Annotated in this window: 21 protein-coding genes; 13 read left to right on the top strand and 8 right to left on the bottom strand. The window is 65.1% G+C overall.

Features of this window, described 5'->3' with window-relative positions:
• Positions 1 to 51: 51 nt before the first annotated feature.
• The gene (locus GS429_RS05480; protein WP_160063481.1) at positions 52 to 831 is read right to left on the bottom strand and encodes an ABC transporter permease; all 780 of its coding nucleotides are present in this window, start codon (positions 829 to 831) and stop codon (positions 52 to 54) included.
• A 91-nt stretch (positions 832 to 922) separates the two neighbouring features.
• On the opposite strand from GS429_RS05480, the gene GS429_RS05475 reads away from it, so the two are divergent.
• Positions 923 to 2896 carry a DUF460 domain-containing protein gene (locus GS429_RS05475; RefSeq protein ID WP_328821257.1) on the top strand — a complete coding sequence of 658 codons (1974 nt, stop codon included), beginning with the start codon at positions 923 to 925 and terminating at the stop codon, positions 2894 to 2896.
• Positions 2897 to 3122: 226 nt separating this feature from the next.
• On the opposite strand, the gene GS429_RS05470 is transcribed toward GS429_RS05475, so the two are convergent.
• Positions 3123 to 3302, bottom strand: a complete 180-nt coding sequence (locus tag GS429_RS05470; protein WP_160063477.1) for a DUF7470 family protein — start codon at positions 3300 to 3302, stop codon at positions 3123 to 3125.
• Between the two features lie 126 nt (positions 3303 to 3428).
• Between GS429_RS05470 and eif1A the strand changes: the two genes are divergently transcribed.
• On the top strand, positions 3429 to 3719 hold the full coding sequence (gene eif1A, locus GS429_RS05465; protein ID WP_006065309.1) for a translation initiation factor eIF-1A: 291 nt from the start codon (positions 3429 to 3431) through the stop codon (positions 3717 to 3719).
• A 224-nt stretch (positions 3720 to 3943) separates the two neighbouring features.
• On the opposite strand, the gene GS429_RS05460 is transcribed toward eif1A, so the two are convergent.
• On the bottom strand, positions 3944 to 4222 hold the full coding sequence (locus GS429_RS05460; protein ID WP_160063475.1) for a hypothetical protein: 279 nt from the start codon (positions 4220 to 4222) through the stop codon (positions 3944 to 3946).
• Positions 4223 to 4720: 498 nt separating this feature from the next.
• Between GS429_RS05460 and GS429_RS05455 the strand changes: the two genes are divergently transcribed.
• Positions 4721 to 6091 carry a S8 family peptidase gene (locus tag GS429_RS05455; protein WP_160063473.1) on the top strand — a complete coding sequence of 457 codons (1371 nt, stop codon included), beginning with the start codon at positions 4721 to 4723 and terminating at the stop codon, positions 6089 to 6091.
• A 101-nt stretch (positions 6092 to 6192) separates the two neighbouring features.
• On the opposite strand, the gene GS429_RS05450 is transcribed toward GS429_RS05455, so the two are convergent.
• The 3 genes from GS429_RS05450 to GS429_RS05440 form a co-directional block, all read right to left on the bottom strand.
• Positions 6193 to 7305: a pyridoxal-phosphate-dependent aminotransferase family protein gene (locus GS429_RS05450; protein ID WP_328821256.1), complete on the bottom strand. Its 1113-nt coding sequence runs from the start codon at positions 7303 to 7305 to the stop codon at positions 6193 to 6195.
• 189 nt (positions 7306 to 7494) lie between these two features.
• Positions 7495 to 7962: a plastocyanin/azurin family copper-binding protein gene (locus GS429_RS05445; protein ID WP_160063471.1), complete on the bottom strand. Its 468-nt coding sequence runs from the start codon at positions 7960 to 7962 to the stop codon at positions 7495 to 7497.
• 128 nt (positions 7963 to 8090) lie between these two features.
• A complete protein-coding gene (locus GS429_RS05440) occupies positions 8091 to 9323 on the bottom strand; it encodes an MFS transporter (protein WP_328821255.1) in 1233 nt (410 codons plus the stop codon).
• Positions 9324 to 9446: 123 nt separating this feature from the next.
• Between GS429_RS05440 and GS429_RS05435 the strand changes: the two genes are divergently transcribed.
• The 3 genes from GS429_RS05435 (at position 9447) to metX (ending at position 12873) form a co-directional block, all read left to right on the top strand.
• Positions 9447 to 10103, top strand: coding sequence for a DUF6517 family protein (locus tag GS429_RS05435; protein WP_160063469.1), 657 nt, complete (start codon positions 9447 to 9449; stop codon positions 10101 to 10103).
• 221 nt (positions 10104 to 10324) lie between these two features.
• Positions 10325 to 11671, top strand: a complete 1347-nt coding sequence (locus tag GS429_RS05430) for an O-acetylhomoserine aminocarboxypropyltransferase/cysteine synthase family protein (RefSeq protein ID WP_160063467.1) — start codon at positions 10325 to 10327, stop codon at positions 11669 to 11671.
• Entirely contained in the window at positions 11668 to 12873 is a 1206-nt protein-coding gene (metX, locus tag GS429_RS05425; protein ID WP_160063465.1) for a homoserine O-acetyltransferase MetX, read from the top strand. Before GS429_RS05430 ends, metX begins: the two co-directional genes overlap by 4 nt.
• A gap of 43 nt (positions 12874 to 12916) precedes the next feature.
• On the opposite strand, the gene GS429_RS05420 is transcribed toward metX, so the two are convergent.
• On the bottom strand, positions 12917 to 13297 hold the full coding sequence (locus GS429_RS05420) for a hypothetical protein (protein ID WP_160063463.1): 381 nt from the start codon (positions 13295 to 13297) through the stop codon (positions 12917 to 12919).
• A gap of 400 nt (positions 13298 to 13697) precedes the next feature.
• Complete coding sequence (gene serB, locus GS429_RS05415) at positions 13698 to 14348, bottom strand: phosphoserine phosphatase SerB (protein ID WP_160063461.1); 651 nt, start codon at positions 14346 to 14348, stop codon at positions 13698 to 13700.
• A gap of 120 nt (positions 14349 to 14468) precedes the next feature.
• Between serB and GS429_RS05410 the strand changes: the two genes are divergently transcribed.
• From GS429_RS05410 to GS429_RS05380, 7 genes are all read left to right on the top strand, one after another.
• Positions 14469 to 15212: a DUF7978 family protein gene (locus tag GS429_RS05410; RefSeq protein ID WP_160063459.1), complete on the top strand. Its 744-nt coding sequence runs from the start codon at positions 14469 to 14471 to the stop codon at positions 15210 to 15212.
• 121 nt (positions 15213 to 15333) lie between these two features.
• Positions 15334 to 16230, top strand: a complete 897-nt coding sequence (locus tag GS429_RS05405) for a DMT family transporter (RefSeq protein ID WP_160063457.1) — start codon at positions 15334 to 15336, stop codon at positions 16228 to 16230.
• Positions 16231 to 16304: 74 nt separating this feature from the next.
• Positions 16305 to 17750 carry a DUF6498-containing protein gene (locus GS429_RS05400; protein WP_160063455.1) on the top strand — a complete coding sequence of 482 codons (1446 nt, stop codon included), beginning with the start codon at positions 16305 to 16307 and terminating at the stop codon, positions 17748 to 17750.
• 344 nt (positions 17751 to 18094) lie between these two features.
• Positions 18095 to 19633 carry an ABC transporter substrate-binding protein gene (locus GS429_RS05395; RefSeq protein ID WP_160063595.1) on the top strand — a complete coding sequence of 513 codons (1539 nt, stop codon included), beginning with the start codon at positions 18095 to 18097 and terminating at the stop codon, positions 19631 to 19633.
• Between the two features lies 1 nt (position 19634).
• On the top strand, positions 19635 to 20579 hold the full coding sequence (gene nikB / locus GS429_RS05390; RefSeq protein WP_160063453.1) for a nickel ABC transporter permease: 945 nt from the start codon (positions 19635 to 19637) through the stop codon (positions 20577 to 20579).
• Positions 20576 to 21505 carry a nickel transporter permease gene (nikC, locus tag GS429_RS05385; RefSeq protein WP_425438181.1) on the top strand — a complete coding sequence of 310 codons (930 nt, stop codon included), beginning with the start codon at positions 20576 to 20578 and terminating at the stop codon, positions 21503 to 21505. The genes nikB and nikC overlap by 4 nt, the downstream gene beginning before the upstream one ends.
• 6 nt (positions 21506 to 21511) lie before the next feature.
• Positions 21512 to 23785 carry an ABC transporter ATP-binding protein gene (locus GS429_RS05380; protein WP_160063451.1) on the top strand — a complete coding sequence of 758 codons (2274 nt, stop codon included), beginning with the start codon at positions 21512 to 21514 and terminating at the stop codon, positions 23783 to 23785.
• The last annotated feature ends 17 nt before the right edge of the window (positions 23786 to 23802 follow it).

Raw genomic sequence — 23802 nt, 5'->3', positions numbered from 1 at the left:
CGATAGCGGGTGCCCGATACCGACACCGACGATACCGGAGTAGCGCTCTTCTCAGCGCTCTCGAGGCACGTCCCGCCGCGAGTCGGTGTGCACGACCGGTCCCCGCGTTCGCGTCGCCCAGACGCCGCCGATGGCGACGATTCCCGCCACGACGCCCGCGAAGATCGCATTGACGAGCAGTCCGCCGATATCGATAGCGACGGTGTCGAGCGGAATCGTACCGAACAGTGCAGCGAGCACCCAGAAAACAAACGCCGCGACGCCCGTTCCGATCCCGGCGACCACGTACGCCGTCGACCGGTCACGCTCGAGTCGCCAGCCGAGGGCGGCACCGACGAAGACGGCGATCAGAATCGCTAGATACGGGCTGGCCGTGAGCGGGATCGAAAACGCCGCTTCGAACGCAGCGTCGAATCCCGTACCTCCGCCAGTCGTATCGACGATTCCCTCGTCGACGGCGTCGCTGAGGATGCCGAAGAGGCCGAATCCGACGGCGACCAGCGCGAACAGCAGCGTTAGGTACGTCGTCCACGCCTTGACGACCGGCTGCCGGGCGAGGTCGACAACCGAATCACCGGTCGTCTCGGTCCCTCGAGTTCGTGTGGGGGCGTTTTCGTGTGTTCGTCCCGAACCGCTGTCGGGCGTCAGCGGTGTGTCGCTCTCGGAAGCCCGTGTCGGATCGCTCTCGGCCGCTCGCGCCGGATCGCTTTCACGACTCCGTTCTGCGTCCGTCCCTCGGCTGTGCGGGTCATCGGTTCCCTCCTCAGGCTGGTCTCGATCAACCATGTTATCGACACAAGTTCCCTCCTCAGGCTGGTCTCGATCAACCATGTTATCGACACAACAGGTCGATCCTTAGTGGTTGGGTCGAGCGTCCGAAACCCGCGCCGGATTTATACTCGACTCGCCCCTATGCCCTCCCGTGAGTACCCGAACGAGTGCCCTCGATGCAGTCGTCTTCGGAGTCGACATTCAGAGCGGTGACGTGCGAGGCGACGCACCCTCGTACGCACTCGCCGTCTACGACGGTGAGGAGGTCGACCGAGACGTCGTCACCCATCGAAAACTCCGGCGACTGATCGACGACGAGGAGCCGGCGATCATCGCGACGGACAACATGTACGAGCTGGCGGCCGACAAGGACCAGCTGATCCACTTCCTCGGCTCGCTTCCCTCCGGGACGAAGCTCGTCCAGGTGACGGGCGACGAACAGCCCGAACCCCTCTCTCGCGTCGCGAAACGACACGGGATCCCCTACGGCAAGGACCCGATGCAGGAAGCCGAAGCCGCGGCCCGACTGGCCGCCCACAACGTCGGCCACGAGGTCTCGGCCTTTACCGACACGACCGAGGTCAAGGTCTCGAGGGGCCGGTCGACCGGCAGCGGCGGCTGGAGCGAGGACCGCTACACCCGGCGGATCCACGGCTCGGTGAGAACGCGGGCCCGCGAGGTCGAATCCGAACTCGAGGAGGCGAATCTCGAGTACGAAAAAGACGTCCGCGAGGCCTACGGCGGCTTCGCAAACGCCGTGTTCACCGTCCGGGCTCGCCCGAGCGACATCCCGGTTTCGCGGAACCGCTCCGGCGACGTCCGCGTCGAAATCGAGCGCGAGCGCCGGGACGGCATCGAGTTTCACCCGCTCGCCAAACGCCGCGATCACGTCCTCGTCGGTATCGACCCCGGGACGACGACCGCGGCCGCCATCGTCTCGCTCGAGGGTGAGGTGTTGGACGTCTGGAGTTCCCGGACCAGCGACACCGCCGACGTGATCGAGTGGATCGTCGAGCGCGGCCGGCCGATCATCGTCGCGGCGGACGTCACTCCGATACCCGAGACGGTCGAGAAGTTCCGCCGGAGCTTCGACGCTGCGGGCTGGACGCCCACGAGCGATCTTCCGATCGACGAGAAACAACACCGAACGCGCGAGCAGCCGTACGACGACGACCACCAGCGCGACGCGATGGCCGCCGCGCTCTACGCGTTCGACGCCCACGAGGATCAGTTCGAACGCATCGCCGAAAAACTCCCCGCGGGCCTCGACCGCGGCGAGGTGACGGCTCGCGTCGTCGCCGGCGAAGAGAGCGTCGAGGCCGTTCTCGCGGATTTGGACGACGACGAGGAGAGCGAGGAGGAGTCCACCGAACACGAGCCCCGAGAGCTGAGCGAGGAGGAACAACGCATCAAAGACCTCGAGCGGCAGGTCGAACGCCTCCAGTCACACGTCGAGACCCTCGAGGGTCGCATCGAGGACCGCGACGAACGCATCGACGAACTCGAGTCCGAACTCTCGCTTGCGCGTCGCGAAGAACGCACACAAGTCCGGAAGGATCGGGAAGTGAGCCGCCTCGAGCGGAAGGCGAATCGGCTCGAGCGCGAACGCGACGAGGCCAGGGAAGACGTCGACGCGCTCGAGGAGAAGGTCGAGCGGATGAAGGCGCTCTGGAAGCTCGATCACTCGAACTTCAGCGACGTTTCGGCGAAAAAGGAGGGGCTGGTCCCGGTCAAGGTAATCGAGAAGTTCACGAAGGGGGCGATTCGCGAGGCCGACGAGCAGTACGGGATCGCATCCGACGACGTCGTTTTCCTCCGGGACGCGAGCGGTGCGGGTCGGTCGACGGCCGAACTGCTCGCCGACTTCGAGCCGCGGGTCATTCTGAAACAGGGGGGGCTTTCCGAAATCGCCGACGAGATACTTTTCGAAGAGGAGATCCCCGTCGGACCGGGCGACGACGTCGCCATGCAGGAGGTCGACGAACTGGCCGTCGCCCGCGAGGACGACGTCGAGGCGGTAATCGACGACTGGCATGACCGTGCGGCGGAGCGAAAACGCGACCGCAAGGCGTCGATGGTCGATCAGGTCATCAGCGAGCACCGGGCGGGCGACAACGAGGTCTGATACGGATTGCTGTAACGATTTACCGGCACAACCGCGACCCGGGCGGCGGTTGCGCTGGAAATGACGTACAGTAAACCGTCTGAGGCGGGGACTCCGGAGAGGCCACCGGCCGTAGTACCTGCGGACTCTTCGACGTCGATCTACTGGAGGGTGTTTCCCGGATGATGCTGGTGGCGACGAAGCGACAAAACGCGTCGAAGGGCAAGAAACGGGGCGATCCCGTCGATCAAAACATCCCGAAGCTCTGGAGCATCCCGGAGATCAGCGCCTTGACGACCAGACCGAGGCCGGCGAGGACGAGGGCCATGCCAGCGGCGATCAGGAGACTCTGGTACGCGATAAGTGCGATTCCGGCGAGAACGATCACGAGGCCCGCAATTCCCTGCGGTCCGAGATTCTTCAGCATACGAAGGGGTGGCCAGCCGAGGGAAATAAACGGCGTGGTTTCCCGGTTTCGGGAGTCGCCGCCGGCGTCGCGGCGCACAACTGAAATCGATAAAGGATTAAACCGTTCGAATGCGAAGTACGAGCCATGAGTGACGACGGTGAGGGTGGTCGGAAGAACCTCCGGATGCCTGAGGACGACGAGGTCTTCGCGACCGTCACCAACATGCTCGGGGCGAATCGGGTCAAGGTACGCTGTGCGGACGGCCAGGAGCGCACTGCACGCATTCCCGGCAAGATGCAAAAACGCATCTGGATCCGCGAGGACGATGTCGTACTCGTCGAGCCCTGGGACTGGCAGGACGAAAAGGCCGACATCACGTGGCGCTACGAGAAGAGCGAAGCCGACCAGCTCCGGCGGGAAGGGCACATTCAGTAGCGCGGCCAGCGGTCGACGCGTCGGTAGGCTCGATTTCCAACCGAGTTCTGGGCAACCAACGATCTCGAGAGCGGCGGCGCTGTCGCCGTCGGCGTCGGACTGTCCGATAGAGACTCGCTCGGGTATCGAACATCGAACATCGAACGTTCGTTGCCGAATCGGAATCGAACGGAGCGAAGAAGAGAAGAGCGAGTGAGAGTAGTTTCGTCAGCAGTCCGTAACAGTTAGCGGCCGGTGACGCGAATCTGGACGGTTCCGACGCCCGGAACGTCGAGTTCCGTCATCCGACCGTGGAGTCGGCGGCCGACCGCGGCGGTCACGCGAAACAGCGACACGGCGACGGCGACTGCGCCGACGGCCATCATGGTGTACACCGGATGACTGACGGCGACCAGCAGGCCGAACAGGATAGCGATCAAGACGAGCCCGCCACCGACCGACTGATTGTAGACGTACGGTTTCGGGGCGATGCCGTCGGACGAAGGGGCTGAGTATCGTGTCATGGGTGGGTACTGGGTTCCGGGATGGGGGCCGGTCAGTTTCATTCTCACCTACTATCTCGGGGCACATATAGTTTCATATCTCTGGTAGGAGTCGGCAGACGTTACCATTAGACACACATGAAAATTAGGGATATACAGCTCCTAACGCCCTGTAACTGTTACCATGGTATTCCATATCAACTATACCGAATAGTTATATTACAAATCCGACACCACTGCCCAGGTGTTTTTGTAGCGCTCTGTTACTTTTACAGCGCCGCGTCGATAGCGCCTCTGGGTCCCTCTTCCTGATTTCGCCGACGCTGGACGCCTCGGATTCCAGACTCACCGCTACCAGCGCGTTTCGGCGGGACCGGATCGGTCTTCGTCGGTACCGTTCTCGAGAACCCGTTCTTCCGAGTGCGGACCCGTCGTCCCCGAGAACTTGGAACACCTCGTCTCGTCAGACAGTCACCAGTACACGGAAGACTTATTCCGTCCTTGTTCGTCGGCCCGCCCATGCAACTCAGTCGGCGACGGTTACTCCAGGGTGTCGGGGCCGGCGTCGCGGCCGGCGTACTCGGTACGTCCGCGTCGGCGACGGAGCCCGACCGAACCAGACTGTTCGTTCACCCGCGGACGGGACTGCTCGACGGAATCGGCGAACTCATCGGCGTGATCGAGGCCGTCGGCGGGCAGACGGTCCTCGAGTTCGACAACTTCGAGTTCGTGGTCGCGGACGTGCCGACGAGCGCGGTCTCCAGGCTGCTCGAGGACCGTCGCGTGGACTCCGTCGAGGAGGACGAGGAGACGAGGCTGCCCTCCGACTGGTCCCCGTCGCTGCGGGATATCCTGAACCCCGGCGGCGGATCCGACTGTTCGATGCACCCGAGCCAGCGACCGTCTTGGGGCGTCGAACGGATCGGTGCAGACGCCGTCGAACCGGACGGATCGGGCGTCGACGTCGGAATTCTCGATACGGGAATCGAGTCGGATCACTGTAGCCTCGAGGTCGCCGGCGGGCGGAACTTCACTCGCGACGGCCTCTCGAGCGACTACGAAGACCGCCACGGCCACGGGACACACGTCGCGGGCGTCGCCGGCGCGGCCGACAACGACCTCGGTGTCGTCGGGGTAGCCCCGAGCGCGAACCTCCACGCCGTAAAAGTGCTCGACGACGACGGACGGGGCCGATACAGCGAGTTGGTCGCCGGAATCGACTGGTGTCTGTCGAACGATATCGAGCTGATCTCGATGAGCCTCGGCGGCGAGACGAGCAGTTCGACAGTGGATCAGGTGATCGAGGACGCTAACGCCGCGGGACACCTCCTCGTCTGTGCGGCCGGCAACGAAGGCAATCCCGGCAACGGCTCCTGCGAGGCCGAGACGATGCAGTATCCCGCCACGCACCCCGATGTCGTCGCGGTCACCGCGATGAACGAAGACGACACCCTGGCGTCCTACAGCAGCGTCGGTTCGGCCGTCGATCTGCTGGCACCGGGAACCGAGGTCACCTCGGCCACCGTCGGGAATCGGTACGCCGAAGCGAGCGGAACGAGCGTTGCCACGCCGTTCGTCACCGGCGTTGCGGCGCTCTGCTGGCAGACGCGCGAGGAGGACGGGCCGGGACCCAACGACTCGATTCGGGCGATCCTCGGCGAGACGGCGGAGGCCGTGCTCGGAACCTGCGAGGAGGGCGACGGACTCGTCGACGCCCGCGCGGCGGTCGGCGACGACCGCGCGACAGACGGCGGCGAGGAGACCAGAGACGGCTCGTTCGTCGACAGTGGTGGTTCCGGGTCGCTGTTCGATCGAATCGCGTCGACACTCGAGCGAGTCGTCGATCTGATCGCAGGCGTCCTCGACTGGCTTCGCGGACTGTTCGGGTAGCTGCCGTCGACGGTGACGGTGATCGCCGACGTGTCCTCGCCACGCGGCGGCAGTTCGGTCGCCCAGCGTTCCCTCGGTAGTCGGTTACAAATATCGAGAATTCACAACCCGGCCACGTCTTCGATGGCGTCGGTCAACTCCCGGACCGACTCGAGATCGTGTTCGCCCATGTGACCGATGCGGAACGTCTTCTCGCCGAGTTGTGAGCCGTAGCCGTTCGAAAAGACCATCCCGTACTCCTCGTCGACGGTTGCGATGGTTTCGGCGACGTCGATCCCCTGGGTGTTCTCGATACAGGCCACCGTCTGGGATTCGTAGCCCTCCTCGGGGAACATGTCGAAGTGTTCGTCGGCCCACTCGCGGACGTACTCGGCCATCTCGCGGTGGCGCTCGCTGCGGGCGTCGTGGCCCTCCTCGAGCATGTATTTCATCTGTTTCCGATACGCGAGCATGATCGGAATCGCGGGCGTGGAGTGGGTCTGGCCCTTCCGCTCGTAGTAGTCGATCGTGCGCTGGAAGCCGCCGTACCACGACGCCGACTCCTTCTCGAGTTCGCGCTCGTAGGCGTCGTCGCTGACGACACAGACCGCCAATCCGGGAGGCATGGCGAAGGCCTTCTGGGTCGACGCGAAGATGACGTCGATGTTGTGGTCGTCGATGTCAACGTAGTCGCCACCCAGCGCGGAGACGGCGTCGACGACGAAGTACGTGTCCGGGTACTCCGCGACGACGTCGCCGATCTCTTCGATGGGATTGCGGACGCCGGTCGAACTCTCGTTCATCACGGTTGCAACCACGTCGTAGTCAGTGGTACCGGACTCGAGTTCCTCGCGGATGTCCTCGGGCTTGATTGCCTGTCCCCACTCGTACTCGAGACGGTCGACGGTTTTGCCCAGTCGCTCGGCGACGTTGGCGTGGCGTTCGCTGAAGCTGCCACAGGTCGGAACGAGGATGTTCTCGTCGACGAGGTTTAGCGTCGACGCCTCCCAGAACTCCGTCCCCGAACCGGTGAGGATGACGACCTCGTTGTCGGTGCCGAGGAACTCCTTTGTGTCCTCGACGACGGTCGTATAGAGGTCCGTCATCCGGTCCATTCGGTGGCCGAACATCGGCTCGCACATCGCCTCGATGACGTCCTCGCGCACCTCGGTCGGTCCCGGGATGTACAGCGTCTTCTCGGGATAGTCGTCTTTGTATTCGCGTTTCTTGCTCACGTGATCCACCTGATAGGGCCTACTGGGTCGCGAGGTGGTATGGTACTTTTGATGCCTCGTCAGAGCTGAAGCCGCCGACACTCCCGTGGCTGTTGGCGTGAAAAGCGAGACCGAAACCGGTCGTTGTGCGGAAACGAAGCCGGTCGGGCGTAGCGGTACGCCGAAAAACTGCAGTCCGGTGAAAGCGGCTTACTCGACCTGGATTTCGCCGCGCATCGCGTTGTCGTGGGGTTCGCAGACGTAGTAGGCCATCTCTTCGGTGGCCGTGATGTCGAGCATCTGGTCGTCGGGCTCGGTATCGGTGGTCGTGTCGGTCTGGTAGTCCTCGACGAGTTCGTCGTTTTCGTCCCAGATCTCGATGTTGTGATCGTTGCCGTCGCCCTCTGGCCAGCCGATCTCGTAGTCCTCGCCGTCCTCGAGGATGAGCGTTGGATTCTCTTCGCCTGCGATTTCGTCCGGCGAAATCCCTTCCCAGCCGCCGATCAGGCCGTTGAGTTCGATCGTTTCGCCGGCTTCCATGTTGAAGCCGCCGTTGCCGTTACCGTTTCCGTTGCCGTTATCGTCGTCGTCGGAACAACCGGCGACGAGTGCGGTTGCCGCTGCTGCGCCCGTGAGCTTCATCGCTGTCCGCCGCGTAATAGGGTTATCTCGTGCCATCATCGGTTGTTAGGGTTGAGCACATAAAAATTAATACCCTCTATCGTGACGCTGTCATGCGGTTCCATACCAAGTTAGCAGGGTGGTAGTTCTCAACCGCCGACCGGTCGAAATCTGCCCGAGAGCAGTCAGGCGCCGCCGCGATCTTCCGTCCCCAGACGCTCGTTTCGCCCGATCGAGAGCCGGAGAAACGCGGGGACGGCGATTAGGGCGATCGCGATCTCGAGACTGCCGACGGTGAGGAAGGCGAGGCCGTAGCCGTAACTGCTGGCGACGGTGCCGCCGATGAGAAAGCCGCCGAGAAAGCCGAGACTGCCGGCGATGTTGAACCCGGCCATCGCGACGCCACGTTCGCTCTCGGCGGCGATATCGGTGACGAGCGCCATGGTTGCCGGCGAAACCAGCGCTCCGAGAACGCCGACGGTGATCATCGCGATCGCCGCCGCGGTGACCGACGGTGCGGCACCGACGGCGAGGATCCCGACGCCGTAACACAGCGAGCCGACGACGATGGGGATCGTTCGGCCGATCCGATCCGAGAGCGCGCCCATCGGATACTGCAGCAGGGCGAACGGGGCGAAAAAGCACGCCAGCAAGAGGCCGGTTGCGGCGGGATCGAGGCCGAACGTCTCCTGGAAGTAGAGCGTGCCGACGAGCGCGAAAAAGCCGGCCGTTAACCGATCGACGAAGCCGAACGCGTAGGGGATCGACAGCGTCGGCCGTTTCCGCACGCCGTCGACAAGCGCTCGAGCGGTCCGGCGTTGGCTCGGTGTTCGGTCCTCGACGATCGAGACGAGTCCGCCGACACAGACGAGCAAGACGGCGGCCCCGATCAGCGGTGCGAGCGGGTCGAGTTCGGTGAGTTGGCCTCCGATGGGCGCGCCGAGGGCGGCTCCGAGCCCGATAGCGATCCCGGCCGCACCCATGTTTCGGCCGTGGCCGCCCTCGAGATCCATCAACATCGTCATCGTCAGCGAGAACGCGCCGATCGTCATCGCGCCCTGGGCGACCCGCAGGACGAGAACGCCCTCGAAGGGGATCGATCCGATCGCCGGAACGGCGGCGAGGGCAGCGTAGCCGACCGAGCCGGCCAGTGCCCCGGCGACGATGAAGGGCGTGCGCCGTCCCGTCATATCGCTCGCGGCGCCCCAGACGCCCACGAAGGCGACGTAGGCGGCGAACTCGGCGACGAGAAACCACATGCTCGCGTCGAGGGCGGACGCGGCAAACGGTGACGCGGTCGCGTCGGCTCCGAGCGTCTCGACCAGCGTCGCGACGCCCGGGTAAAGCAGCAACTGCGAGAACAGCACGGCGAAAACGACGGCGGCGAGTACGATCCGATCCCGGTCACTCGAGTGCACGCCGGGTGCTTGTCACTACGTGAATATCAAGTCGTTCGTCTCGGCCGATCCACCCGGTCGTCCACCCCGGCTGCTCCGCCCAGAAGCGATACGTTTTCGTTGCTCGCCAACCTGTTCCTGTCGATGACAGTCACGCGCCGACAGGTTCTCGCGATGGGGGCGACCGCCGCCGCGGGGGCCGTCGCCGGCTGTACCGACGCCGTCGGGGAGTCGCTTGCGTCGTCACCGGCGTCCGTCCCTCGAGCGGCGCTTTCGGAAACCGGCTACGGTGAACACGTCGTCGACGAACTCGTCGTCGAGCGGACCGTCGGCCGGTTCGGAATCGAGCGATCGATCGAGGTCCGAAACTGGTACGCCGAGTACGATCGGGCGGTTTCGCTCGATGCGATCGGACTGACGCGCCTGCAGGCGGCGGTCGTCTCGGTGCTCACCACGCCACAGATCTCGTTTCTCGGCCGGACGTTCAACCCCGTCGGCGAGTACTCGACGGACGAACTCGTCGAGTTGATTCAGGACCGGTACGACGAACTCGAGGACGTCCGGTACGTCGACGAAACCGCCATCTCGGTTCTGGGCACCGAGACTACGCTGACCCGGTATCTCGCTCGCGCCCGACTGATCGATATCGGCGCGACGTTCGACGTGTTTCTCCAGCTTAGCGAACCCGTGGCTCACGGCGACGACTTCGTGATCGGCGTCGCGGTCTCCCCGCAAGCCGCCGGACTCGAGACCGAATCGAGGTCGGTACGGACGCTGCTCGAGTCCCTCGAACACGAGTGAGACGGACTGCTGTACCGACCTCCCGGCGCGACGCCGGGGCGGGAAGTCCGTCCGCCCACGCGAGTTACATCGCCGTCCAGTAGTAGCGTTCGAGCCCGTAACGGATCCGTGTAGTAAGATCGGCCTCGAGCCGCCGAATCGCTCGTGTGTGGTATTCTCTAGTCTGCGGTTTTTGCCGTTACTGCGACGCATATGAGCGTGGAGTAGTATGCATACTAAACATGAGCGACGACGAGAGCGACGCCGATTCGGGCTGTCCCGAGCGGGGACTCGGTACGCGAAGCGTCCACGCCGGTCAGTCTCCCGACCCGGAGACCGGAGCGATGGCACCGCCGATCCACCAGACGACGTCCTACGTTTTCGACGACGCCGACACCGCTGCGGATCTCTACGCCCTCGAGGCCGAGGGCTACATCTACTCTCGAATCGCCAACCCGACCGTCACCACCCTCGAGGATCGCCTCGCCTCGCTGGAGGGCGGCGCGGGCGCGGTCGCGACGGGCAGCGGCATGGCCGCACTGGATTCCGCGGTGTTGATCCTCGCCGAGGCCGGCGACAACGTGGTCTGCTCGACGGATACCTACGGCGGGACGACGGCCTACTTTTCGAAGACGGCGTCCCGGCGAAACATCGAGACGACGTTCGTGCCCACCCTCGAGTACGACGCCTACGAGGACGCCATCGACGAGGACACCGCGTTCGTCCACGTCGAGACGATCGGCAACCCCTCGCTCGTGACGCCCGATTTCGAGCGCGTCGCCGAGATCGCCCACGAGAACGGCGTTCCCCTGGTCGTCGACAACACCTTCGCGACGCCCGCGCTCTGCCGGCCGCTCGAGCACGGAGCCGACGTCGTCTGGGAGTCGACGACCAAGTGGCTCCACGGCTCCGGCACCACCGTCGGCGGCGTGCTCGTCGACGGCGGTACCTTCCCGTGGGGCGACCACGGCTACGACGAGATCGCGGGCCCGAATCACGCCTACCACGACGTCGATTTCTCGCGGGACTTCTCGGAGGCCCCCTTCGCCGCGACCGCACGATACCGGTCGCTTCGCAGTCTGGGCAACCAACAGTCCCCCTTCGACGCCTGGCAGACCCTTCAGGGGCTCGAGTCGATGCCCCTGCGGGTCGCGAAACACTGCGAGAACGCCTCCGTCGTCGCGGATTATCTCGTCGATCACGAGGACGTCGCCTGGGTTACTCAGCCGGGACTCGAGGACCACCCGACCCACGACAACGCCTCGCGGTATCTCGAGGACTTCGGCGGAATGGTCGCGTTCGGCCTCGAGGGTGGATACGAAGCGGGCAAGGTCTTCTGCGAGAGCGTCGAGGTCGCCCAGTTCCTCGCGAACATCGGCGACGCGAAGACGCTCGTGATCCATCCGGCGAGCACGACCCACGGCCAGCTAACGTCCGAGGAACGGACTGAAGCGGGCGTGACGGACGACCTTATTCGGATGTCGGTCGGGATCGAAGATCCCGAAGACATCCTGGCCGACCTCGAACAGGCGATCGAAACGGCGACACGGGCATCCGCCGGTGCGACGAATAACAACCAAGACACATGACGACAAAAAATACGATCGATCTCGGCGAGTTCCAGTTTCTCTCGGGGGAGACGATTCCGTCCCTCGAGGTGGCCTACGAGACCTACGGTGACTTTACGGGCGACAACGCCGTGCTCGTCTGTCACGCGCTGACCGGCAGTTCCCACGTTGCCCGCCGCCCCGACGCGGGCGGCGACACGGCCGGCCAGGCTCGGGCCTGGTGGGGCGACGTCGTCGGCCCCGGGAAGGCGATCGACACCAGCGAGTACTACGTCGTCTGCGTGAACGCGCCGGGGTCGTGTTACGGCACGACGGGCCCCTCGAGCGAGAATCCGGAGACGGGCGAGCCCTACGGAACCGATTTCCCGCCCGTCACGGTGGGCGACTGGACCCGCGCCCAGCGGCAACTGCTCGACGAGTTAGGCGTCGGTCGCCTCCACGCGGTCGTCGGCGGCAGCGTCGGCGGCATGAACGTCCTCGATTGGTTGCGGCGGTTCCCCGACGACGTCGACCGCGCCGCCGCCGTCGCCACCGCCGCCAGACTCGATCCGCAGTGTCTCGCCCTCGATACGGTCGCCCGGCGGGCGATCACCAGCGATCCGAACTGGAACGGCGGCCACTACTACGACGGGCCCGGGCCCGACGACGGATTGGCTCGAGCGCGCCAAATCGGCCACATCATGTACCTCTCGAAGGCCTCGATGTCCCGGAAGTTCGGCCGGCGTTCGGCGGGTCGCGAGGCCGTCCGCGAGACGCCGCCGGATCCCGCGGCCGCCTTTTTCCCCTACCGGGAAGTCGAGTCCTATCTGGACTATCAGGCCGATAAGTTCACGGATCGGTTCGACGCAAACAGCTACCTCTACATGACCCGCGCGATGGACGACTTCGACCTCTCCGCGGGGTACGAGTCCGACGCCGACGCACTGGCTGCCTTCGAGGGGGAACTGCTCCTCCTGTCGTTTACCGGCGACTGGCACTTCACCGTCGAACAGGCCGAAGCGCTGGCCGGCGCCTGCCGCGAGGCCGCCGTCGACGTCGCCCACCACGTCGTCGAATCCGACCACGGTCACGACGCGTTCCTTGTCGAACCCGAAAAGGTCGGGCCGCCGCTGTCAGAACTGCTCGAGATGGGGCTTTCCGGACGGACGATCACCGACACCGAACCGGAACCCGAGGAACCCGAATCGTTCGCCCCGGTTCACACGAGCCTGTTCTCCGAATAGGGTTCGAGGGTGCGAGAAGTGACGGCGGAAGAAGAATGACGGCTTAGCGTTGGTCGTAACCGGAGAAATCGGCCGTAACGTACTGATCGGGGACCGACGACGTTCGGTAGCCGGCGACCCATCGGTAGAGGTCTCGAGCGAACAGGGTCGGGCTTTCCATCCGGAAGAGTCGCGCCGAGAGTCCCATTCCGGCCGGCGACCGGATCAGGGCGATCAGGGACCACATCGCACCGGCCGCGAGTGCACCCAGCGCGGAGAACGTCATCCCGAGCGTAAAGAAGGTCGCTCCGTAGACGAATCCGATTCCCATCGAGGGAAGGCTTGTGCCGAGTGGCACGCGTGCGCTGGCGTCGCGCAGCGTCGGTGCCAGAAAGATGATCGAGAGGCCGCTTCCGAGCATGAATACAAGGTCTTGCCACATCATACAACTACTTACTCGGCGACGAGTTAATAACCTTCTCGGTCCCGAAATCGGCTGTTGAACCGGATATTCACCGTTTCGGATACATCTCCTTCTGGCGGTTCCTGACAGAATTGATCGGAAACCGCCGGGAATCGCTCCTTGGATCGAACCCGGATTTGCCGCGTTCACGGGCCGGAGTTCCAGTGGTATTCAGTGAATCACACGTGCATCGTTGCCGAGCAGCGTCGGATTACCACTCGAAGATACCACTCCGCTCGAGTCGACGAGGGCCGGATTGCCCGCGTTGCTTTCCCGGTCTCTTGCGATCGAATCGGCGGATCGAACGGTAGCAGTCGACGGCGACGGCTCGGTTCCGGTCGCCGGAGGATGGACGATACTCGAGCGCGCGAGCGCAGCGGGATCAGGGCTCCGGCAGAACGCCCTCCTCGAGCAGCACCTCGCGGGCCTCGGTCATCGAGGTGACGACGAGTTCGCAGTGGGGCTCGACGGCCGGTTTCGGCTCGAAGCCGATCGAGAGGCCGGCGACCCGGAGCATCGGGAGATCGTTCGCCCCGTCGCCGACCGCGACGGTGTCGTCCATGTCGACACCCACGTCGTCGGCGAGGTCCTCGAGCGCGTCGTCTTTGGTTCCCTCGATGAGCGGCCCCTCGACCGCACCGGTCAGTTCGGTTGCATCGTCGGTCATCGGGAGTCGGTTCGAGACGATGTGATCGACCGAGACGCCCTCTCGCTCGAGTGCGGCCGCGACGCCGCGTTCGAAGCCGCCGGTAAGGATCGCCGTCGTAACGCCGGCTTCGTTCAGTTCCTCGATGAGGTCGGCCGCGCCCTCGCGGAGTTCGACCTCGTCGAATGCGGCTTCGACGTCGGCCTCCGGCAGTCCCTCGAGCAGGGCCGCCCGCTTGCGAAGGCTCTCGGCGTAGTCGATTTCGTCGTTCATCGATCGTTCGGTGATCTCGGCCATATCGTCGGCGACGCCACAGCGGTCGCCGAGTAGCACGGTCATCTCGGAGTCCGAAAGCGTCCCGTCGAAGTCGAAAGCGACGACTGTCATCGCTCGCCAATTCTCGCGCCCTGGATAAACCAGTTCAGGTTTTCGCCGTGGGCGGGGTTTCTTCGATCCGCGCGGCGGCCGACCGAAACGTATTACCGGTCCGGATTCGTTGCCGGATTCATGTCGTCGAATCGACGGTTCGAGTACGATAAGGGACCACGGCCCGACGCCGAGCAGCCGGGCGACGAGAACGAGCGCGATGCCGATGAGGGCGAAGGGGACGGCAACGAAAACAACGGGGGCGGACCGACCGACAGTAATCGCCGGGTCGCAGCCGTCGAACCGTGGCTGGCCGGACTCGTCTCGGGCGTGAGCGCGTTCGCGGTCGTCTTCGCCGCGGCCTACCAACTGGCCGCTACGATGACCGCAACGGGCGGATTCGCCGGCGTGGAAGACGGACCGAGCCGGTGGGTGCTCGCGGGGTTGGCGAGTCTCGCAAGCCACGGCGTGCCGATCGAACTGGACGGCGAGCCGATCGAAGGCGGATTCGGAAGCCCCTACACCGCGGGATTGGCCTCCGACGTCACGGCGCTAATTCCGGTCGCCGTTTTGCTCGTTACCGGCTATCTGCTCGTCCGGTACGTCTCCCTCGAAACGTCTCGGGACGGGGCTCTCGCGCTCGGATCGCTGGTCACGAGCTACGTCGTTCTGGCCGTCGGGCTCTCGATGATCACCAGCTGGTCGCCGAACGAGGAGGCCGGTGCCAACGGCGAAGCGGAGACCATCGCCGCCGCGACGGATCTCTCGATGGTCGTGTCGGTCACCGGTACCGCGCTCGTGTTCGTCCTCGTCGGCGCCGCCGTCGCCGCCCTCCCGCGGCTGCTCGAATTGGCCCCGGTCGAACTGGTCGACCGGCCCAACTGAAGCGGCCACGACCCGGGCCGAAACGAGAGCCAGCGAATCGAACCGCCACCGCAACGTTGACCCGCCCTCCCGGCTCACATCCGCCGATGAGCGATCGACTACGCCCGGGTGAGATGGGCCGATGACGACCGCGACTATCGAGGTCCTCGCCCTCGCCCTGATCCCGGCGATCTTCTGGGGTTTCACGCCGGTTTTCGACAAGCGTGGCATGGCGGCGGGCGGAGGCTCGGTGCAGGCGTCGCTGGTAGTCGTCATCGTCGACTCGGTGATCTACTGGCTCGTCATCGCCGCCGTCTACGGCCGGTCGGCGTTCTCGGGACTGACAGTCGAGGTGCTTGCAGTCTTTGCCTTTGCGGGCGTCGTCGGCACCGCGCTCGGACGGATCACGATCTTTGTCGGGGTCGACAAAGTGGGCGCGAGTCTCAACAGCACGATCCTCAGCACGCGGCCGCTCTTCGCGACGCTGATCGCGCTCGTCTTCCTCGGGGAGCCCCTGGGGCCGGTGACCGGACTGGGTATCGTCGTCCTCGTCGCCGGTCTCTCGGTGTTGACGGCCTCGAGCGGCGGCGATCTCGGCGGCTGGCGACCCCGGGATCTGCTCTGGCCGGTCGCCGCCGCCGCGACGTTCGCCGTCGCGAACGTCTCCCGCCGGTACGGCATGCTCGAGACGCCGATCTCCGCGCTCGAGGCGGTCGCACTCAACGAGACGGCGGGGCTGATCGCCCTCGTCGCGTACGCGGCGGCGACCGGCGGCCGCGACGTCCTGGACCGCCCGTCGGCATCCTACCGGTACTTCGTCGTGAGCGGTCTGCTGACCACCGTTGCGATGCTCTCGCTGATGGCCGCGCTGGGCCTCGAGGAGGGGCGGATCGCCATCGTCGATCCGCTGGTCGCGACCGCGCCGCTGTTCACGCTGTTGTTCGCCGCAGTTCTCCTGCGCGACCTCGAGCGGGTGACGAAAGGCGTCGTCGCGGGCGCGGCGCTGGTTGTCGCCGGGGCCGTGTTGATTACGCTCTGACCGTTGGGACGTGTTATCCGGTGAGAAACGGGCCACTATGTCGTCTGAGAGACAACAGTCGAAGGGACGATCCGATGTCGTCGCTACGTCTTCCGGACCGAGAACGGGATCGAGACGCGTTTCTGCCGATCTTCCTCGCGAATATCTTCCCGCTCGTCGGCGTGCTCTGGCTCGGGTGGCAGCCGGCGACGCTCGTGCTCATCTACGGTCTCGAACTGCTGGTTTCAGTTCTGTTGGCCGGCGGCAAGGCGTTGTTCGCCCAGCAGCCACCGCCGGCGGACCAGGAAGGCGTCATCACCGTTTCGGAGGGGCCGCTCACTGACAAACGCGGCAGTGTTCGGATACACGACTCTCTCCCGCCGATATACCTCCGTAACGTTCCGTTCGCTCTCAGCGTGATTCTCGCGCTCGTGATGTACTCAGTCTTTTTCGGGGCCGTCGTGTTCGCGATCTTCCAGTCCGTCGGCGGGGTGACGGATCCGGCGGTACTGGCGAGCGTCGTCGCGCTCGTGGTCGGCCAATTTCTCGAGGCGAAACGCCGCTACTTCGGTCGCCGCGTGTACGAACGCGTCTCTCCGTACGCCGTCGTCGAAACCCCCGCGCGGCAGCTGTTCGTGTTGCTGTTTTCGCTCGCGTTTCTCGGTCTCGCGCTCGGTTCGGTGGGGTCGCTCGTTCTGGTCGTCTGTCTGAAATTGCTCGTCGAGTGGTCGTCGTTTCGAGCGGAGCGCGACGAAACCGACGCGAACCGCTTCGCCGACGGCTTCGTCGCGTGGTTTGCCGGTCCGTCGGAGCCGACCGGCTCCCTCGACCCGGTTCGGGCCCCGTCGACGGACCCCTCGGCACGCGTTCGTCCCGTCCGGAAGGCGCTGCTTCTCGAGGGATTGCTGCTGGGGTTCTGGAAAACCGCGTTCCTCATCCCCTTCTTCGGCGTGCTCTGGCTCTTCATCGTGCTCGTCGTCGTGAGCTGGTTGGACTCGGTGTTCGTGTTCTGGCTCGGCGTGGTCGCATCCGCCGTCATCTTGCTCCTCGCGGTCGGCATTCAGGCCGCTAAACACTACCTCGAGTACGGCACGCTCGAGTACCGGCGTCGCGGGGACTACCTCGTCGCCTACGACCGCCTCCTTGAGGAGCCGCAGTGGGCGGAGTCGGTGGTTCGACTTCGCAACGTGTCGCTCGTGAGTGACCGGTTCGTCGACCGGTTGCTGGGGACTCGGACGATTCGGGTGACGACCGGCATCCGATCGACCGAAACCGAGCGCCGCCTCGGTCCGGTCGACGAACCGGACCGCCTCGTCGACGTCTTCGAACTCCCCCTGGCGACGACGGACCTCGAGCCGATCAACCGGCCGCTCGCGATCGGCGCGGGCGTCCTCGCCGCGAGGATCGTCCTCGCAGCTATCGCGTTGATCGCCGTCCCGGGCATACCGCTGGAGACCCGTTTTAACGGGCTGGTCGTCCCGCTTTTTTGCTCGCTCGTGCCCTGGAAACTCTGGACGTGGGCGTGTCCCGACGGCGACTAATACGCTCTGTTGGACCTGTGTACCGGCGTCTCCGCTCGTAGACAGTCGCTCGAGTATCAGCGCCCTTCCGTTCGGCCCGACTATCAGTTCAGGGATCGAACCAGAACTTTTACAACTATACTTTCAGAACTACAACTCAGATTGATGATGGCGATTCGACCGCCCGATCTCGGTCCACTCGATCCGAACCGATCCCCTCCGTCACCGACTACCGAAACCCGACTGTACCCCACCTCCTCGAGCGATTACTCCGTTCCGGCGTCAGGACCGGAGACACAATTGATATTAAAATAATAGTTAAAATTAACAATACTTATTAAGTAGTTATGGATTGTATTAACGTGATGAACTCGACGCTTTCACGCCGACGACTGCTCGGCGGACTGGCTGCCGGCGGTTTCGCCGGCCTCGCCGGCTGTGCATCCAGCGCCGACGCCGACGGGTCGTTTACGATTATCCCGCACATGGATCCGACGGGAAGCGGCGACTCCTGGGGGTCGTGGGGCGGGATGACGCCTTACTGGACCCGCGTCGTCGAACCCCTGGTCTGGGGAAGCGACGATATGCAACCCGAGCCGTGGCTCGCGAGCGACTGGACGGCGACCGATGACACGACGTGGGTGTTCGAACTCCGCGAGGGCGTCACCTTCCACAACGGCGCGGAGATGACCGCAGACGACGTGGTCCACTCCTTCGAGGAGGACATCCTGGCCGAGCGGGGTGACTTCGTCTACGGGTGGCTACATCTCGAGCCCGGGAGCGTGACGAAAATCGATGAGTACACGGTCGAATTCGAGAACACGGAGCCGTTCTCCGGGTTCCCGGGAACGATCGCCCACAACATGATCGACATCCAACCGCCCGAGGCCGACCGACGGGCCGGCGATATCATCGGTACCGGACCGTTCACCTTCGAGGAGAAAACCGACGGCCAACAGCTCCGCGTCGAGCGCTTTGCGGACTACTGGGGCGGCGACGTGGAGCCGACCGAACTCACGTTCCGGGCCGCTGAGGACGTGATGACCCGGACCGACCTCCTCGAGTCCGGTGAAGCCGACATTATCTTCGACCCGGCGAAGAGCCGCGTCGCCTCGCTTCGCGACCGCGACGACATCACGCTCTGGTCAACCCAGTCATCGGGCTCGAATTTTGTCTCGATCAACCTCTACAGGGAGCCGACGGACGACGCCGACCTCCGGCGGGCGCTCAACTACGCGATTTCCCAGACGGAAATCGTCGACACCGTCCTCGAGGGGATCGGCGAGCCCGCTCGCGGTCCCATCTCGACGGTGATCGACTGGGCGGCCGACGACGAACTGCCGAGCTACGAGCACGACCGGGATACCGCCCGTGAGCTCGTCGAGCGGTCGTCATACGACGGCAAGGAACTGAGCTGTCTCGTCAAAAACGATATGGACGACGGAAGAGACATCGTCCAGATCCTCCAGTCCGACTTCGAGAAAATCGGCGTCGACGTCGACGTCGAAGTGCTCGAGGACGCCGCGGTGAGCGACCGAACCGACCGCGGGGAGTTCCACCTCGAGGTCGACGGCTCGCAGTCGAACAGTCCGGCGGCGGACTACATCATGTGGGAGAACTTCCACACGATGGGGATCAGCAACAAGGATCTGTACGAGACCGAGGGAACCGGCCTGCACAACCTCGGCGGCGAGGTCGACGACCTGATCGAGGCCGGGTTTCAGTCGACCGATCCCGACGAGAAACGCGAGGCGTACGTCGATGCTCAGCGCCGGATCATGGAGGAGGCGGTCGTCATCCCGCTGTTCTATCAGGAGTACACCGTCGCCGCGGACGCCAACATCGACGGGTTCGATCTCCATCCCATCGACCGCCTCGTCGAGTGGCGGACCCTGAAAACGTAACATGTACAACTACCTCGTGTCTCGGCTCGCGACGTCGGTCGTCGTGCTCTTCGGCGTCTCGGTCGTCACCTACGGGCTGGTCTTTTTGACTCCCGGCGACCCCGCCAGAACCATCCTCACCCAGCAACTCGAGCGCCAGCCGTCTCAGGCCGAAGTCGACGCGTTCCGGGCGGAACAGGGGTTCGACGATCCGATCCCGGTTCAGTATGTCGATTGGCTCGCCGACGCGCTTCGCGGCGACCTCGGCACGTCGTACTACACCGACACCGCGGTGACGACGCTCGTCCGCGATGCGCTCCCGCTGACCCTCGAGTTGGCCGCCGCATCGATGGTCGTCGCGCTCGCGCTTGCGATACCGACCGGCGTGTTGAGCGCCGTCCACCGCGGGACGTCCGTCGACTACGCGAGCCAACTCGGCGCGCTGATCGGCGTTTCGATGCCGAACTTCTGGCTCGGCTACCTGCTCATCATGGTGTTCGCGCTGACGCTCGGCGTCCTCCCGGTCGCCGGAGCCGGCAGTTTCAGCCAACTCGTCCTCCCGGCGATCACCCTCGGGACCGGCATGGCCGCCGTCGTCACTCGGCTCGTCAGAACGTCGATGCTCGAGGTGTTAGACGAGGAGTACGTCGATATGGCTCGCTCGAAGGGGCTGCGCGAGCGGATCGTCGTCTACAAACACGCGCTGCGGAACGCGCTCATCCCCGTCGTCACGATCGTCGGATTGCAGTTCGGCTCGCTGCTCAACGGCGCGGTCGTCGTCGAAATCGTCTTTCAGCGGCCGGGGCTCGGCATGCTGCTCGTCGACGCCGTCTTCGACCGGAACTATCCGGTCGTACAGGGCATCGCCCTCTTTACCGGCGTCGTCTTCGTCGCGACGAACCTGCTGGTCGACGTCACCTACCGCTACCTCGATCCGCGTGTCACGCTCGGCGGTGAGACGCCGTGAACGAGTCAAACGGCGGACTCGAGGCTGCGCTCCGACGGCGCTATGAGCGTCTGGCGGGGCGGTACCGATCGACTCGCAACTCGCGTGCGGTCGCGGCGTTCTGTGCGAGCCCGCTCAACCTCGCCGGACTGGTGATCGTCGCGACGGTAACGATCGCAGCCGTTCTCGGGCCGATCGTCGCCCCGTACGATCCGGCGAGTCAGGACCTCGCAAACCGGCTGCAAGGGCCGTCCCTCGCCCATCCGTTCGGCACCGATCAACTCGGACGGGACGTCCTCTCGAGGCTGCTCCACGGCGCGCGACTCTCGCTGGGCATCGCCGTCGCCGTCACCGCGATCAGGCTCGTTCTCGGGACGACGATCGGACTGGTCGCCGGCTACGCCGGCGGCTGGGTCGACGAGTTCCTGATGCGACTCGTCGACGTCCAACTCGCGTTCCCGGGGCTGATCCTCGCGCTGGTGATCGCCGGGATCCTCGGTCCGAGCCTGCGAAACGTGATGATCGCGCTCGCGGTCGTCGGCTGGGCGTCCTACGCCCGAATCGTCCGGGGGAGCGTCCTCTCGACGAAAGAACGTGACTTCGTCCGCGCGGCGCAGCTGATGGGCGTCTCCCGATTCCGGATCGCGATCCGACACCTCCTGCCGAACGTCGCCAGTCCCGTTATCGTGCTCGCGACGCTGAACATGGGGACCGTCATTCTGGGCACAGCCGGACTATCCTTCATCGGTCTGGGAGCCCAGCCGCCGACGCCGGAGTGGGGAACCATGCTCTCGGCTGGCCGGTACCACCTCCGGGACGCCTGGTGGATCGCGAACGTCCCCGGCGTCGCGATCATGCTCACTGTCCTCGGGTTCAACTTACTCGGCGACGGCCTCCGCGACGTCCTCGACCCGAAACACGACACGGCCATCGAGAAAACCGCCTGACCAACTATGACTGACCTCCTCACTGTCGAGAACCTTCACACGCAGTTTCGAACCCGCGAGGGAGCCATTCGCGCGGTCGACGGCGTTTCCTTTCGCGTCGCCGACGGCGAAACCGTCGGCATCGTCGGCGAAAGCGGCTGCGGCAAGTCCGTCACCGCCCGGTCGATCGTCGGGCTGCAAGACCCCGGCGAGATCGTCGCGGGATCCGTTCACCTCGACGGCGTCAACGTCGCCGAAGCGAGCGATCGGCAGCTCAGACGGCTTCGGGGCGACACCGCCTCGATGGTGTTCCAGGATCCGACGCAGACCCTGAACCCAGTGTTCGACGTCGGCGAGCAGATCGCCGAGTCGCTCATGGTCCACGAACAACCCGACTCGCAGGGGCTGCTCGAGTACCTGCACGCGCCGCTTTTCAGTCGGCGGTCGGACTGGACCGACCACCGCGAACGCGCCGTCGACCTCATGGAACAGGTCGGTATCGCGAGCCCCGAGGATCGCGTCGACGCGTACCCTCACGAACTCTCCGGCGGGATGCGCCAGCGGGCCGGACTCGCCATCGCGCTCGCGTCCGATCCCGACCTGCTGATCGCCGACGAACCGACGACGGCGCTGGACACGACGACGCAGGCCCAGATCCTCGAGCGGCTGCGCCGACTCAGCGACGACCGCGGGATGGCCCTGCTGTTGATCACCCACGACCTCGGCGTCGTCGCCGACGTCTGCGATCGAATCGTCGTGATGTACGGCGGCCGCGTGATGGAGACGGGGCCCACCGAGCGCGTCCTCGAGGAGCCGGCACATCCGTACACGCGGGCGTTGCTCGAGTGTCTGACCCAGACGAGCGAGCGAAAACGGCGGGTGCCGACGATCGAAGGGACCGTTCCGGAGCGACTCGGCGAGCAGTCGGGCTGTCCGTTCGCGTCTCGGTGTCCGTCCGCGGCCGACGGCTGCTGGACCGGCGAGATCCCGACCGTCGAACTCGAGGCCGGTACCGCGACCTGCGGGGAACCGGTCGTGTTCGAACCCCACGAGCGCGTTTCGTCCCACTCGGTTCCGGCGGCCGCCGCTGCCGCCGCTGCTGCTGATGGTGGTGGCGGTGGCGGTGGCGCCGGCTGTTCGGCCGACGCGACCGACCGGTCAGGAATCTCGTCCGCACGCTCCAGCACCGCCTCGGACGGACACGCCGGAACCGATCCCGGTACCGACGCCGACTCGGCGCGGCCGTCGGACCCGGATTCGGGTTCGAGTTTGAGTTTGCGTCCGGACGGCACCCCGGTCTCGGCCTCGACCTCGGAAACCGCTGCGGCTGAAGGCGCGCCGCTCGTCTCGCTCGAGGGCGTCTCGAAACGGTTCTCGCTCGAGGACGGGGTGATCGACCGGCTCCGTGGAACGACGCGACACCTCCGGGCCCTCGACGACGTCACGCTTCGGATTCGCGAGGGCGAGACGCTCGGCCTCGTCGGCGAGAGCGGGAGCGGCAAGTCGACGCTCGCGAATCTGGTGACGGGACTCGAGGCTTCGACGGCCGGCGAAATCCGACTCGACGGCGAGTCCGTCGGGCCGACCGCGGAGCGCTCGGCCGATACCCTCGCCGACGTCGGCGTCGTCTTCCAAAACCCCCACTCGAGTCTCAACCCGCGGCTGACGGTCGAACGGACGATCGCCGAACCGTTGCAGGCCCAGGGCTGGGACGAGCAACGACGGAGGGCCCGGGTCGAACACCTCCTCGAGATTGTGGGGCTTCCGGAGCGTCACGCGACGAGTTATCCCCACGAACTCTCCGGCGGCCAGGTCCAGCGCGTCGCCATCGCTCGTGCGCTCGCCCTCGACCCGCAACTGGTCGTCCTCGACGAACCGGTCTCCGCGCTCGACGTGTCGGTCCAGGCCCGGATCCTCAACCTGCTGTTGGAACTGCAGCGCGACCTCGATCTGACCTATCTGCTCATCTCGCACGATCTGGACGTGGTCGATCACATCGCGGATCGCGTCGCCGTGTTGTATCTCGGCGAACTGATGGAGGTCGGACCCGCCGAACGAGTCCTCGAGAGCCCGAACCACCCGTACACGGACGCCTTGCTCGAGGCGATACCGTCGCTCGAGACGGATAAGAGGGGCGGGTTCGCGCTCGAACAGTCGGTTCCGAGTCCGATCGACCCGCCGAGCGGGTGTCCGTTCCATCCCCGGTGTCCAGAGGCGGAACCGGAGTGTGCCGACACCGAGCCGGACTGGGCGCGAGATGGAGCGGTCCGCTCGAAGTGTCATTTCGCCCGCGACTGGTGACCGCCTGTCCGCGATCG

Origin of the sequence: Natronorubrum halalkaliphilum, assembly GCF_009834785.1 — an archaeon.
GTDB lineage: Archaea > Halobacteriota > Halobacteria > Halobacteriales > Natrialbaceae > Natronorubrum > Natronorubrum halalkaliphilum.
Note: the sequence above shows the minus strand (reverse complement) of the source record. Positions and strands in the feature narration are given on the sequence as shown.